Annotated in this window: 18 protein-coding genes and 1 pseudogene; 11 read left to right on the top strand and 8 right to left on the bottom strand. The window is 54.2% G+C overall.

The window, feature by feature from the left end:
• Nucleotides 1-113 precede the first annotated feature (113 nt).
• From AC3GOJ_RS09075 to AC3GOJ_RS09060, 4 genes and pseudogenes are all read left to right on the top strand, one after another.
• Nucleotides 114-239: pseudogene (locus AC3GOJ_RS09075) on the top strand (hypothetical protein); the annotation flags it as partial.
• A 39-nt stretch (nucleotides 240-278) separates the two neighbouring features.
• Entirely contained in the window at nucleotides 279-527 is a 249-nt protein-coding gene (locus AC3GOJ_RS09070; protein WP_488237143.1) for a DUF4214 domain-containing protein, read from the top strand.
• A 151-nt stretch (nucleotides 528-678) separates the two neighbouring features.
• Complete coding sequence (locus AC3GOJ_RS09065) at nucleotides 679-1035, top strand: hypothetical protein (RefSeq protein WP_488237142.1); 357 nt, start codon at nucleotides 679-681, stop codon at nucleotides 1033-1035.
• Nucleotides 1036-1041: 6 nt separating this feature from the next.
• On the top strand, nucleotides 1042-1275 hold the full coding sequence (locus AC3GOJ_RS09060; RefSeq protein WP_488237141.1) for an RNA-binding protein: 234 nt from the start codon (nucleotides 1042-1044) through the stop codon (nucleotides 1273-1275).
• A gap of 14 nt (nucleotides 1276-1289) precedes the next feature.
• Here the strand turns inward: AC3GOJ_RS09060 and AC3GOJ_RS09055 are convergent, their stop codons facing one another.
• The 3 genes from AC3GOJ_RS09055 to AC3GOJ_RS09045 are packed head-to-tail and all read right to left on the bottom strand — an operon-like array spanning nucleotide 1290 to nucleotide 2505.
• Entirely contained in the window at nucleotides 1290-1649 is a 360-nt protein-coding gene (locus tag AC3GOJ_RS09055; protein WP_488237140.1) for a YbaN family protein, read from the bottom strand.
• Entirely contained in the window at nucleotides 1646-2041 is a 396-nt protein-coding gene (locus tag AC3GOJ_RS09050) for a SirB2 family protein (protein ID WP_488237139.1), read from the bottom strand. Before AC3GOJ_RS09050 ends, AC3GOJ_RS09055 begins: the two co-directional genes overlap by 4 nt.
• On the bottom strand, nucleotides 2038-2505 hold the full coding sequence (locus AC3GOJ_RS09045; RefSeq protein WP_488237138.1) for a hypothetical protein: 468 nt from the start codon (nucleotides 2503-2505) through the stop codon (nucleotides 2038-2040). Before AC3GOJ_RS09045 ends, AC3GOJ_RS09050 begins: the two co-directional genes overlap by 4 nt.
• A 71-nt stretch (nucleotides 2506-2576) precedes the next feature.
• Here AC3GOJ_RS09045 and AC3GOJ_RS09040 point away from each other — a divergent pair, with 71 nt between their 5' ends.
• Both AC3GOJ_RS09040 and AC3GOJ_RS09035 read left to right on the top strand, forming a co-directional pair.
• On the top strand, nucleotides 2577-2972 hold the full coding sequence (locus AC3GOJ_RS09040) for a YkgJ family cysteine cluster protein (protein ID WP_488237137.1): 396 nt from the start codon (nucleotides 2577-2579) through the stop codon (nucleotides 2970-2972).
• Between the two features lie 30 nt (nucleotides 2973-3002).
• Nucleotides 3003-4022 (top strand): P1 family peptidase, encoded by a 1020-nt coding sequence (locus AC3GOJ_RS09035; protein ID WP_488237136.1) that lies wholly within the window; start codon nucleotides 3003-3005, stop codon nucleotides 4020-4022.
• A gap of 19 nt (nucleotides 4023-4041) precedes the next feature.
• Here AC3GOJ_RS09035 and AC3GOJ_RS09030 read toward each other — a convergent pair whose 3' ends face one another.
• The 4 genes from AC3GOJ_RS09030 to infA form a co-directional block, all read right to left on the bottom strand.
• On the bottom strand, nucleotides 4042-5331 hold the full coding sequence (locus AC3GOJ_RS09030; protein ID WP_488237135.1) for an FAD-dependent oxidoreductase: 1290 nt from the start codon (nucleotides 5329-5331) through the stop codon (nucleotides 4042-4044).
• A gap of 10 nt (nucleotides 5332-5341) precedes the next feature.
• Nucleotides 5342-5653, bottom strand: a complete 312-nt coding sequence (locus AC3GOJ_RS09025; RefSeq protein ID WP_488237134.1) for a c-type cytochrome — start codon at nucleotides 5651-5653, stop codon at nucleotides 5342-5344.
• Nucleotides 5654-5754: 101 nt separating this feature from the next.
• Entirely contained in the window at nucleotides 5755-6444 is a 690-nt protein-coding gene (locus tag AC3GOJ_RS09020) for an alpha/beta hydrolase (RefSeq protein ID WP_488237133.1), read from the bottom strand.
• 14 nt (nucleotides 6445-6458) lie between these two features.
• Nucleotides 6459-6716 (bottom strand): translation initiation factor IF-1, encoded by a 258-nt coding sequence (gene infA, locus AC3GOJ_RS09015; protein WP_488237132.1) that lies wholly within the window; start codon nucleotides 6714-6716, stop codon nucleotides 6459-6461.
• Between the two features lie 233 nt (nucleotides 6717-6949).
• On the opposite strand from infA, the gene crcB reads away from it, so the two are divergent.
• The 5 genes from crcB (at nucleotide 6950) to phoR (ending at nucleotide 10455) form a co-directional block, all read left to right on the top strand.
• Nucleotides 6950-7333, top strand: coding sequence for a fluoride efflux transporter CrcB (crcB, locus tag AC3GOJ_RS09010; protein WP_488237131.1), 384 nt, complete (start codon nucleotides 6950-6952; stop codon nucleotides 7331-7333).
• Nucleotides 7334-7342: 9 nt separating this feature from the next.
• Nucleotides 7343-7657, top strand: coding sequence for a DUF190 domain-containing protein (locus AC3GOJ_RS09005; RefSeq protein ID WP_488237130.1), 315 nt, complete (start codon nucleotides 7343-7345; stop codon nucleotides 7655-7657).
• A gap of 98 nt (nucleotides 7658-7755) precedes the next feature.
• Nucleotides 7756-8472, top strand: coding sequence for a phosphate signaling complex protein PhoU (gene phoU, locus AC3GOJ_RS09000; RefSeq protein ID WP_488237129.1), 717 nt, complete (start codon nucleotides 7756-7758; stop codon nucleotides 8470-8472).
• Nucleotides 8473-8485: 13 nt separating this feature from the next.
• Complete coding sequence (gene phoB, locus AC3GOJ_RS08995) at nucleotides 8486-9178, top strand: phosphate regulon transcriptional regulator PhoB (RefSeq protein WP_488237128.1); 693 nt, start codon at nucleotides 8486-8488, stop codon at nucleotides 9176-9178.
• Between the two features lie 41 nt (nucleotides 9179-9219).
• The gene (gene phoR / locus AC3GOJ_RS08990) at nucleotides 9220-10455 is read left to right on the top strand and encodes a phosphate regulon sensor histidine kinase PhoR (protein WP_488237127.1); all 1236 of its coding nucleotides are present in this window, start codon (nucleotides 9220-9222) and stop codon (nucleotides 10453-10455) included.
• A 55-nt stretch (nucleotides 10456-10510) separates the two neighbouring features.
• Here the strand turns inward: phoR and pstB are convergent, their stop codons facing one another.
• Nucleotides 10511-11293 (bottom strand): phosphate ABC transporter ATP-binding protein PstB, encoded by a 783-nt coding sequence (gene pstB, locus AC3GOJ_RS08985; RefSeq protein WP_488237126.1) that lies wholly within the window; start codon nucleotides 11291-11293, stop codon nucleotides 10511-10513.
• Nucleotides 11294-11297 lie beyond the last annotated feature (4 nt).

Raw genomic sequence — 11297 nt, 5'->3', positions numbered from 1 at the left:
CAGTAAGAAATGGACGATGCCCATCAAAGATTGGAAAGCGGCATTGACTCGGTTTACTATTGAGTTCGGCGATAGACTCGTTGTGAATTAAATGAAACACCGTTTACACAAAAATTCTGACACGCTCGTCACTGGCTTTTGATTCGAATGGTGTTGCTGGTGAGGCTTATCGTCTTTATAAAGCGGCTTTTGACCGAGAGTCTGATGATTCCGGCCTAGGCTATTGGATTGCCCAACTTGAAACCGGAGTACCCATAAATAGCGTTGCCAATTCGTTCATGGTAAGCAATGAGTTTGAGCAGCGTTATGGCGCTAATGTCAGCGATGAGGAGTTCGTGAACCTTCTCTATAACAACGTATTAGATCGTGACGCCGATGAAGCTGGTTACATTTACTGGACAAACCAACTAGACGGCAACCTTACAAGAGCAGATGTTTTGGTTAACTTCTCGGAAAGTTTTGAGAATCAAAATAATGTTGCCGATCTGATTGGTTCTGGCATCAGATATCAAGAGTGGATTAGTTAAAATTCGACTCGTCCTGATACATGCTGAGAGCTTAAAGTTGCAAAAAGCCGTCCGATGTAACTCATCGGACGGCTTTTTTTGTCTCTGAACATTGTCGTTCAAAAAGTCTACAATGAAAGCTGTAAATATCTCACGCTTACTGGAGAATCTTATGAAACGCATCTCTCTTCTGATCATCACCTTGGCAGTTGCCGCTGGCTCGGCTTTGGCTGACAGCAATCTCAAGAGCGGTCTGGGTGGCGCTTTAGGAGGCGCTGGCGGTGCCGCACTGGGCAATGCCATTGGTGGCAGCACCGGTGCCGTTGTCGGTGGTGCAGTCGGCGGCGCCACGGGGGCGGCCGTCACCACCAAAGGTAAGGGCAAAACAGGTGCGGTTGTCGGGGGCGCAGTCGGCGGCGGCGCGGGCGCTGCTGTGGGCAACAGCATGGGCGGCAGCACAGGGGCCGTTGTTGGCGCGGGTGTCGGTGGCGGTAGCGGTGCCGCCCTCGGACGCCAGCTCTCTAAATAAACTGCCATGAAACTATTAATGACAGGCCTCCCCAAGGAGGCGACCTCTGACGGCGTGCGTGAAGGCATGGAAAAGCTCGGCCCCGTATCGAGCGTCGAGATTGTTTCGAAAGATGGCCCCAACAACTGGGCGATTATCGAAATGCCAGTTACCGATGAAGAGGCTTTTAATATTACGCGCCGAGTCACCGATATCTGGCACGCAGGCCAATTTGTGAATCTCACCGTGCTAAATCATTGAGCACCGATTCCAGTTTATTCAGGACGCCGCCACATCCAGACCAACGTTAGCCCCATCACGGTCACCACGGTGAGTACTCCCCACGTAGGCACTTCCGAAACGATCAGAATCACGACACTCAATACCATCATCGCGGTCGCGTAGACCTTCGCACGATGCGGTATGGCACCATTTTCCCGCCAGCGGCTGATATGGGGCCCATAGCGATGGTGGTTCACGAGCCACCGCTCAAGCTGGGGCCACCCTTTGCTGGCGGCCCACGCCGCCAAAATCATGAAGGGGACCGTGGGTAGTCCGGGCACCACCACGCCAATCACACCAAGCAACACGGAGAGCAGCGCAAAGAGTCGCCACAGTAACGTATTGACGGTCATAGCGCCATAAACGGCAAGGGGCTCTTGGTGATCGCCACACTCACCATATACATAAAGATCGCCAATGCCAGATACCAGGCGATTTTTCGCTGGCGCATGGTTTTACCCCGGCGTACTGCTATTGCCGCCACCAGAACATAAACGATCAACGCCACTATTTTCGCGAGCAGCCAAGGGGTATGCAGCGGATTCATTGCCAGAAGAACGGCGAGCGAGACCCCGCATAACAACAGCAGCGTATCGACGCCATGAATCAGCAGATTCCTGAGTTGTGTTGTTCGATACCGCCCATGAACAGCCAGATAACCCCGCCAGACAAACAGCACCAGGCTAATCACCACCAGGGTCACATGGGTGTGTTTGAGCGCTGCATAGAGCGCGGTAAAGCTCATCGACCGTCATCCAGCGTCCAGTTAGCCCAATCCACGCCCAGCAGCATGGCCACCGAACTGATCATCGGCTCGACGACGTCTTTGAAAGCATCTAGGTTGTCATGATCGGCCAGGAAGCGCTGCCGCTCATTCCAGAGCACCCGGAAGGCCGGCACACGACGACCATCTTCCAGAGCGTAGGCATCCATCAAGACGCGATGCGGACCCCAGGAGTCATGTTGAAAGAATTCATTGATGGCTGTTTTATCCAGCATCTGGCGAAAAAATTCATAATCCTGCTGATCGGCGAACTCGCGTTCATCTGATGCGTTACCGCGCAACACGGTTCTGGCCGGCCCCAGCAACACGACCAGTGAGGCTTTGGCCAACACTCGGGTTGCGGCGTCGATTTGTTCAGCCGTCGGTTGATCAATACCTGCCGACTTTGCGAGTTGCAGGGCCTGCGCTGCGATGGGGGTTGCCATGAAATCTCCTGATAATTTGCCTATTATATGAGTGCATGTCGAAGACACAGCAATCGCTATACAATCACGGCATGGGAAATCAAAAAGTGAACTATGACTGCAGCAAGTGCCCGGGTTACTGCTGCACCTATCCGCGTATCGTCGTGACAGAGAAAGACATTGTTCGCCTGGCGAAACACTTTGACATTACGGTTGAAGCCGCTCGCTTACGCTATACGCGCCAGTATGTATTTCAATCTGATGATCCGGACGAATGCGTCAACGAACGTATTCTCAAGCATCGTAAAGATCATATTTATAAAACATCCTGCATGTTCCTCGACCCGGAAGCGCGTCGCTGTACGATCTACGAAGGCCGCCCAGCGGTATGCCGGGAGTTTCCCAACGGCAAAAAGTGCGGCTACTACGGCTTCCTGAAATTTGAACGCAAGCATCAGGACGACAAGGGATTTATTCCCAGCGCGTGACAAATCCGAGCAAAAGCACACGAGAAACCTATGAAGCCGGCCTGTCTGAGTGATTTGAGTGGCATTCACATCGGCCACTTTACGGATACACGGCGTCCAACAGGCTGTACGGTGATACTTTGCCCAGAAGGGGCCACTGGCGGCGTGGCAGTCGTCGGTGCTGCGCCGGGGACCCGCGAGACGGATCTCTTGGCTCCGGCCAACACGGTGCAGGAAGTCCATGCGATCGTGCTGAGCGGTGGCAGCGCTTTTGGCCTGGACGCGGCCAGCGGCGTGATGCAATGGCTACACGAGCATGATTACGGCCTCCGTGTCGGACCAGTCCGTGTCCCGATTGTGCCGGCCGCCGTAGTCTTTGATCTCTGGGTCGATGATTTCAACCAACCTGGCTGTGCGCATGGGTCTGGCATTTATCCGGATGCTGCCGCGGGCTATCAAGCCTGCGTGAATGCCATGACCGATCCAGCGAGAGGGCTTGATCAGGGTAACATCGGTGCGGGCACGGGTGCCACGGTTGGCAAGCTCAACGGGCCAGCCTGCGCTATGCGTGGTGGGATTGGCTGGGCAGCACTTAAGGTGAGTGGCATGACCATCAGCGCCATCGTGACCTGTAATGCCATTGGTGACATCATTAACCCAAACACGGGTGAAATTTTGGCGGGGGCACGACGCGATGCTGATTCACTCACCTGCATCAACGCCATCGACGCCGAGCTGAACGGCTTATCGTCCAGCGGATTACAGACAGGGAGCAACACCACCATTGGCGTCATCATGACGGATGCCAAGTTAGACAAGGCACAGGCACAGCGATTGGCACAAGTCGGCCACGACGGGCTGGCAAGAACCATCCGCCCCGTGCATACCCCGATGGATGGCGATACGCTATTTACACTGGCCACAGGCAAAAACCCGACTGCCGTTGACCTGATGCAGCTGGCAACCGCTGCCGGGGAAGTCACGGCCATGGCTGTGACTAATGCCATCCGACACGCCAAAAGCCTAAGCTACGGAGGCGTCTGGTATCCGGCCTTCGGCACAAAAGCCTAGATACCAGACTGTGCTTGGGTCAGCTTAAGGTATCCGCCCAGATCTGAACCGCCCAGCCGTGGGCATAACGGCCCTCTTCGACGGATGGGCCACTCGAGACACCACCGGTACCTTCCACAATCAACGGTGCCTGTTTCTCCGGGTTATAGCGGTGCACCGATGCCACATGAACACCGTGCTTGTTATCGAGCATGGAATAGCAGGTGTTGGCCATAATCATGGGTTTCGGCTCCCGACCAGAAAAAATCTCAATCAACGCGGCAGCGACCGCCTTGCCATGCTGGTTGGCCATATGGCCCGATTTAGGCATCTGGGGGGCGGCAAAGACGGCATCGCCTAATACATGAACATTCGGTACAGCCGTCGACTCGAAGGTCACCCAATTCACACCGGCCCAACGGTCATTCATATTCACGAGACCGATCTGCCGCGCAATATCCCCCGCCCGCATCGGCGGAATCACATTGAGAACATCCCCCGTTACCGTATCACCCACTTCGCTGGTCACGGTTTTCGTGGCTGCATCCAGACCCGTGACGTTCCAGTTGGGTCGATAGTCCACCATGCCAGCGTACTCGGTGTTCCAGGCGCCCTGAAAGAGCTTACCCTTGGAAACAATGCCATCGTTGGCATCAAGCACGACAATTTTTGCGCCAGGTTTATGCTGCTTGAAATACCAGGCGACCTGGCAAACCCGTTCGTAGGGTCCCGGAGGGCAGCGGTAAGGCGCTTTCGGAATCGAGAGCACGAACGTGCCGCCGTTCGGCATCACCTCTAATTGCTGACGCAAGGCGAGCGTTTGCGGCCCCGCCTTCCAAGCATGCAACACGGTTTTCTGGGCAGCCGCATCGTAGCCTTCGATCTGATCGAACATGAAATCAATGCCCGGCGCCACGATCAGTCGATCATACCCATAGCTAGCACCGGTATCTGTGTGCACCCGTTTCTGTAGGGTATCCACTGAGGTCACACTCGCGCGAACGAGCTTAACGCCCCAGCGCTTGCGCAGACCATCATAGCTATGAACGAGCGTCTGATACTCCCGGTTACCCCCCAGCACCTCGTTCGAGGTCGGGCAGGAAATAAATGCCGACTGACGTTCGATGAGCGTGACATCCACCCCCTTATCACTCCACTTCCGCAGATACTTGGCGGCAGTGGCACCGGCAAAACCCGCCCCGACAATCACGACCCGGCCACGAGGTGGTTTACTGGCTTTGGCGGCCTGGGCCATACCCGGTAATACGAGTGTAGAAGAAGCGCCCAGTCCCTGCAGGAGGCGACGACGATTTTCATTGAATCGGCTCATGATCGGGTCCTCACTTCACACTGGAAAAATAATCAGCGAGCTGTACGAACTCCTCGTCCGTATAGCCTTTTGATAACTGAGGCATGATGGTGCCGGATCGGGTGCCCGCCTTGTAGGCGCGCAGTGTTTCCAGAATAAACTCGCGATCCTGTCCCGCCAGTTTGGGCATGATCGGTGTCACCGACTTCCCATCGGTGCCATGGCAATTGGCACAATTGGACGAAAAGTAAGGCACCGGCGCTGCAGCATAGGCTGCGCCGGTGATCGATAACACTGCCGTTGACATGCCTAGGGCAACAAACCGCTTTATCGTATGCTTCATCGCAATCACTCCAACAGAAAACGTTCTGCAAAGTCTATCGCGATCACAACACGGGTCAACCACCTTTATGGCATATGAGCCAAACCAAATGGCATGAAGATTCAGGCCAGTACGCCGGCCATCCGACAACGGATCCAGGCACCGATCGCCTGAATTTCAGGCAGGCAAACTTCATGCCCCATCGGGTATGTTTGCCAATCATATTTAGAGCCCAAGCGGTTCACGACATCGCGTGCCATCTCACCCAGTTTGAGCGACACCACATCATCATGGGTGCCATGGGCAATCAATAATGGCGTCGCACGCCCGCCAGTGGTGGCACCATCTTCGACCTGCTGCGGGCTGGGCATGTAGGTAGACAACGCCACAATACCCGCCAGAGGTTCGTCATGCGTCAGCCCACTCAGATAGGCGACGGCACCTCCCTGGGAAAATCCCGCCAGAATAATGCGGCCAGCCGGTATGCCACGAGCCGACTCTTGCGCAATCAATCCACGAATCCGTTCGCGTGAAGCCAGCAGCCCGGCCTCGTCGATTTCACGGCTATCTGGCGACAGCGAGATGATGTCGTACCATGCCGGCATGATGAAGCCCCCGTTGCAGGTAACGGGGATCTGCGGTGCATTCGGAAAAATAAAGCGGACAGAAACTGCTGGATCCAGGCCTAGATAAGGAACGATCGGTTGAAAATCGCTCCCATCCGCCCCGAGACCATGCATCCAGATCACACTGAAAACGGGGTTCGGCCCCGTCTCCAGCACCAGCTCGGTCAATGCATCCGGAGCAGCCATAAGACGGGGTCCAATCAGCGGCGGTTGCCGCCTGAAGGAGCGGGGCCCCGGCCTTCGATATGACGGAAGGTAATACGGCCTTTGGTCAGGTCATACGGCGACAGCTCCAGTGTCACCTTATCACCCGCCAGAATACGGATATGGTGCTTGCGCATTTTGCCGGCGGTATAAGCCACTATTGAGTGGCCGTTTTCCAGCTCGACGAGAAAACGTGAGTCCGGCAGCACTTCCTGGACCACACCACTCATTTCAATCAGTTCTTCTTTAGCCAATCTCTACTCCTGTTACGTTCAAGCGCCATCAGAATCAAGTGGGCACAGTAGGAACGGTGACAAAAGCATCAGGCTTTGCCGCACCAGTAAAACAACACAACTTGAAATGCGCAAGGCGCATGATCCTGTACTTTCAACCTCAGGTCAAACAGCGGAGTTTATATAAGCGTCATCATGCTTTATGATCTTAAAATGTACTGCGCGCACTTTTCCCACTCAAAACGATCAAAAGCATGCTGAATGCCGTTCTCGCCATTTCTGTTGGCGCTGGTCTAGGCGCCCTTCTGCGCTGGCAGCTTGGCCTGAAGCTCAACGCACTTTTTCCAACGCTGCCACCAGGCACGCTGGTCGCTAACATCGTGGGCGGCTACATGATTGGGCTAGCCGTCGCTTATTTTGCCAGTGCCAGCAACATCGCGCCGGAGTGGCGTTTATTCGTTATCACGGGCTTCTGCGGCGGCCTGACGACATTTTCGACTTTTTCAGCGGAAGTCGTGACGCTGTTGCAAGAAGGCCGCTTCGCCTGGGCTTCAGCCTCCGTGGCAGTCCACGTGAGCTGCTCCCTTATCGCCACCATTGCCGGTCTGTGGACCATGCAGCTGGCCAGACACACCTAAGAGGTTGCCATGAACGGTTATCAGATTAATTTCTACACATTGCAGAACCGTAAATACCAGGATCAACCCATCGCGGAATGGCTGCTGGAAAAAGCCCAGATCATGGGCATCCGCGGCGCAACGGTGATTCACGCCGACGAAAGTTTCGGACGCGACCGCCAGATTCATGCCACGCGTTTTTTTGAACAATCAGAACAACCCGTCATGGTCGTGATGGTGGTTACCGAGCAAGAAGCCACTAAGCTCTTCGAGCTCATCAAGAGCACCGACATCAAGTTGTTCTATACAAAAACATCTGTAGAATTTGGCGTAATCGGTGAGTGATCAGCGAGCCTCTGCCGACGGCCAAATTGAAATATCACTGTCACATTTCTGTGAAATACTAATCTCGTTAATACCTATAGGCGCGGGAGTTTTTCACCATGGCAGAACATACCCTCAAGCAATTTGACATCGAACTCGACGATCTGAAGTCACGAGTCCTCCTTATGGGCGGCATTGTTGAACAACAGATGCGCCAAGCGATGCAGGGGCTTTACGAAGCGGACCAAAATCTCTTGTCCATGGTAGAGCAAGGCGATGCGCGTCTTGATGAGGCTGAAGTCCAGCTAGATCTGGTCTGCAACCAGTTAATCGCAAAGCGACAGCCGACGGCGATTGATCTGCGTATCGTGATTGGCGTTCAGAAAACTGCACTGGAACTAGAAAAAGCCGGGAACAAAGCGGTCAAGATTGCACGGACTGCACGGGCGCTCCACGAAAAACATACACTGTTTACCCCTTCGGTAGAGCTGCGCCATCTGGCTGAAGATGCGCTGGATATGCTCCGCAAATCGCTGGATGCATTCGCCCGCTCGGATACGCTGGCTGCTACCGATGTGCTACAGGCTGATGACATGGTAGATGCCGAGTACCGCAGCATTACCCGTCAGCTGATTACCTTCATGATGGAAGATCCGCGCACCATCTCCCTATCGTTAGAAATCATGAGCATGGCAAAAGCTATCGAGCGTGTTGCTGACCATGCCCGCGCTGTTGCCGAGAATGTCATCTATATTTCAGAAGGCGTGAATGTTCGCCACATCAGTGTTGACCAGGTACGCAGTCAACTGACCGATAAGAGCCAGACAGGCGTCTAACCGCCTATCCGATATGGCTGCAACCATTCTTGTCGTTGAAGACGACCCGTCTATTCGCGAGCTACTCTCGATCAACCTCGAAACCTCGGGTCACCGGGTTATCGAGGCTGCCTCTGCCGAAGAAGCCGAAAAACTGATTACCGTCAGCCTACCGGATCTCATTCTTCTCGACTGGATGCTACCGGGAAAATCAGGGCCTCAGTTCGCAACGCGCTTGCGGGACATGGAGCGCACAAAAGACGTACCGATCATCATGCTGACGGCAAGAACGGACGAACAAGACCGTGTAACTGGGCTGGAAGTTGGTGCTGATGACTACATGGTGAAACCCTTTTCACCTCGTGAATTGATCGCACGAATCAAAGCCGTCCTCCGTCGTCGCAAACCCCAACTCACGGAAGACAAAGTCTCCGTCGATGGCCTGGTACTGGATCCCGTCACGCACCGGGTATACGCCAATGATCAGAGTCTCGTCATTGGACCAACGGAATTTCGTCTGCTGCATTTCTTTATGACGCATCCGGAGCGGGTACATAGCCGCTCCCAGCTCCTAGACAAAGTCTGGGGGGATCATGTGTTTGTGGAAGAACGTACCGTTGACGTGCACATTCGTAGGTTAAGATCTCTCCTGGAAGCTAGCGGTCACGACAGCCTGATTCAGACTGTTCGGGGCAGTGGCTATCGTTTCTCGCCTCAAACAGACTAAACCGGACGGCCTAGCACCATGTCGTCCGCTGCATCGATGACATGACATTTCTCGAAGGCCTGCTCCTTGTTGTTTCCCTCGTTCTGGCATACCGCCTGTATGTTCATCGTCGATATCTGAACCGGATGTTGACCTGGATCTCTGGCCCGCTGGATGATCCAGTGCCTGATGCCGATGGCGTCTGGGGCGAGTTTGTGTCGCGGATGAACCGCCGCGTCAAAACACGACGCCACGAAAAAGACCTGCTCGAAAAGGCACTGGATCAGTTTCAGAGTGCCCTGGAAGCCTTACCAGATGGCGTAGTGTTCATGGATACCCACCGGCGCATTCTGTGGATGAATGCCCTGGCAATCGACATGCTCAAGCTGAAGCCTGGCCATGACATTGGAACACCCATTGAGCATTTGATTCGCGAACCGGAATTTGCTGCCTATCTACTTAGCGGCCATTATTCTGAACCCCTGATGTACCACCCGAACCGTCGGGACCAGACCTGCTTCATGGTCAATCTGATTAGCTACGGCGAGGATCGCCTGCTCCTGGCCCTACGAGACCTGACTCAACTCGAAAAGCTTGAGAATGTTCGCCGTGACTTTGTCGCGAATGTCTCTCATGAGCTCAAAACACCACTCACCGTCATCAGCGGCTTTATTGAAACGCTGCAGACCCATCACGAAACAATTTCAGCCGAAAAGCGACAGCGCTTCCTAGACCTGGCAATGGCCCAAGCTCAGCAGATGGGGCGTCTCGTCCAGGATCTGCTGACATTATCATCCCTTGAAACCCGTACCATTCTGGTTGATGAGAGCGATGTCACACTCGCCCCCCTGGTGGATGACCTGATCATTTCAGCAGCAGCCATTTCTGCGGGTGAGCACGACATCGCCGTTGAAATCCCGAACAATATTCAGATCCATGGTTCCAAGAGTGCTTTACACAGCATTTTCGGCAATCTGATCAACAACGCCGTCAACTACACGCCCGCAGGCGGGAAGATACGCATATTTTGGCGCAGCGATGGCCATCAGGGTGCGCTGTGCGTTCAGGATACCGGCATTGGCATCCCCGCCATCCACATCCCCCGTTTATCGGAACGTTTCTACAGAGTCGATCAAGGGCGCTCACGCGAAACCGGCGGCACAGGTTTGGGGCTGGCCATTGTCAAACACGCGTTGACTCGGCACCAGGGCCATCTGGAGATACACAGTGTGGTTGGCCAAGGCAGCACCTTCGAAGCCTGGTTTCCTGAAAACCGTATTGTGACCACACCGAACTAGCCAATAAAAAAGCCCGTGCACATTTCAGAGGTGCACGGGCTTTTAAGGCAAGAACTTATCCGAAACGACCCGTAATGTAGTCTTCGGTTTCCTTACGCTTCGGCTTCATGAACAGTTCGTCCGTCACACCAAACTCCATCAGTTCACCCAGATACATGTAGGCCGTATAGTCCGACACACGGGCAGCCTGCTGCATATTGTGCGTCACAATGGCAATGGTATAGGCGTTTTTCAGTTCGAACACCAGCTCCTCGATCTTTGCAGTCGAAATCGGATCCAGCGCCGATGTCGGTTCGTCAAGCAACAGAATATCCGGCTTCACGGCGACACCGCGGGCAATACAGAGGCGCTGCTGCTGGCCACCTGAGAGGGACAGACCACTCTGGTTAAGCTTGTCTTTGACTTCGGTCCAGAGCGCAGCCTGTTCGAGCGCCCACTGAACACGGTTATCCATCTCGGCCTTGGACAGGTTCTCGTAGAGACGTACACCGAATGCAATGTTGTCATAAATCGACATCGGAAACGGCGTTGGTTTCTGGAAAACCATGCCAATACGTGCGCGCAGCAAATTCATGTCAACGCCACGATCCAATGTGTTCTGGCCGTGAAAGATAATTTCGCCTTCCGCACGCTGCCCGGGGTACAGATCGTACATCCGGTTAAAGGTACGCAGGAGTGTTGACTTACCGCAACCCGACGGGCCGATAAATGCTGTCACTTTCTTTTCGGCAATATCCATCGATACCGATTTCAAACCCTTGAAGTTGCCGTAGTAGAAGTCCAGATTACGGACCTTCAGTGCAACATTGATCCCCTGATCGGAAAGAAATTCAGACATGACT

It is taken from the genome of Fluviibacter sp., assembly GCF_057744235.1.
This window is presented reverse-complemented; position numbering and strand designations above follow the sequence as displayed.

Bases quoted from the DNA above. Each gene is read 5' to 3' on its own strand.
- AC3GOJ_RS09070 (WP_488237143.1), top strand. From the start codon at position 279: ATGGTAAGCAATGAGTTTGAGCAGCGTTATGGCGCTAATGTCAGCGAT.
- AC3GOJ_RS09065 (WP_488237142.1), top strand. From the start codon at position 679: ATGAAACGCATCTCTCTTCTGATCATCACCTTGGCAGTTGCCGCTGGC.
- AC3GOJ_RS09060 (WP_488237141.1), top strand. From the start codon at position 1,042: ATGAAACTATTAATGACAGGCCTCCCCAAGGAGGCGACCTCTGACGGC.
- AC3GOJ_RS09055 (WP_488237140.1), bottom strand. From the start codon at position 1,649: ATGACCGTCAATACGTTACTGTGGCGACTCTTTGCGCTGCTCTCCGTG.
- AC3GOJ_RS09050 (WP_488237139.1), bottom strand. From the start codon at position 2,041: ATGAGCTTTACCGCGCTCTATGCAGCGCTCAAACACACCCATGTGACC.
- AC3GOJ_RS09045 (WP_488237138.1), bottom strand. From the start codon at position 2,505: ATGGCAACCCCCATCGCAGCGCAGGCCCTGCAACTCGCAAAGTCGGCA.
- AC3GOJ_RS09040 (WP_488237137.1), top strand. From the start codon at position 2,577: ATGGGAAATCAAAAAGTGAACTATGACTGCAGCAAGTGCCCGGGTTAC.
- AC3GOJ_RS09035 (WP_488237136.1), top strand. From the start codon at position 3,003: ATGAAGCCGGCCTGTCTGAGTGATTTGAGTGGCATTCACATCGGCCAC.
- AC3GOJ_RS09030 (WP_488237135.1), bottom strand. From the start codon at position 5,331: ATGAGCCGATTCAATGAAAATCGTCGTCGCCTCCTGCAGGGACTGGGC.
- AC3GOJ_RS09025 (WP_488237134.1), bottom strand. From the start codon at position 5,653: ATGAAGCATACGATAAAGCGGTTTGTTGCCCTAGGCATGTCAACGGCA.
- AC3GOJ_RS09020 (WP_488237133.1), bottom strand. From the start codon at position 6,444: ATGGCTGCTCCGGATGCATTGACCGAGCTGGTGCTGGAGACGGGGCCG.
- crcB (WP_488237131.1), top strand. From the start codon at position 6,950: ATGCTGAATGCCGTTCTCGCCATTTCTGTTGGCGCTGGTCTAGGCGCC.
- AC3GOJ_RS09005 (WP_488237130.1), top strand. From the start codon at position 7,343: ATGAACGGTTATCAGATTAATTTCTACACATTGCAGAACCGTAAATAC.
- phoU (WP_488237129.1), top strand. From the start codon at position 7,756: ATGGCAGAACATACCCTCAAGCAATTTGACATCGAACTCGACGATCTG.
- phoB (WP_488237128.1), top strand. From the start codon at position 8,486: ATGGCTGCAACCATTCTTGTCGTTGAAGACGACCCGTCTATTCGCGAG.
- phoR (WP_488237127.1), top strand. From the start codon at position 9,220: ATGACATTTCTCGAAGGCCTGCTCCTTGTTGTTTCCCTCGTTCTGGCA.
- pstB (WP_488237126.1), bottom strand. From the start codon at position 11,293: ATGTCTGAATTTCTTTCCGATCAGGGGATCAATGTTGCACTGAAGGTC.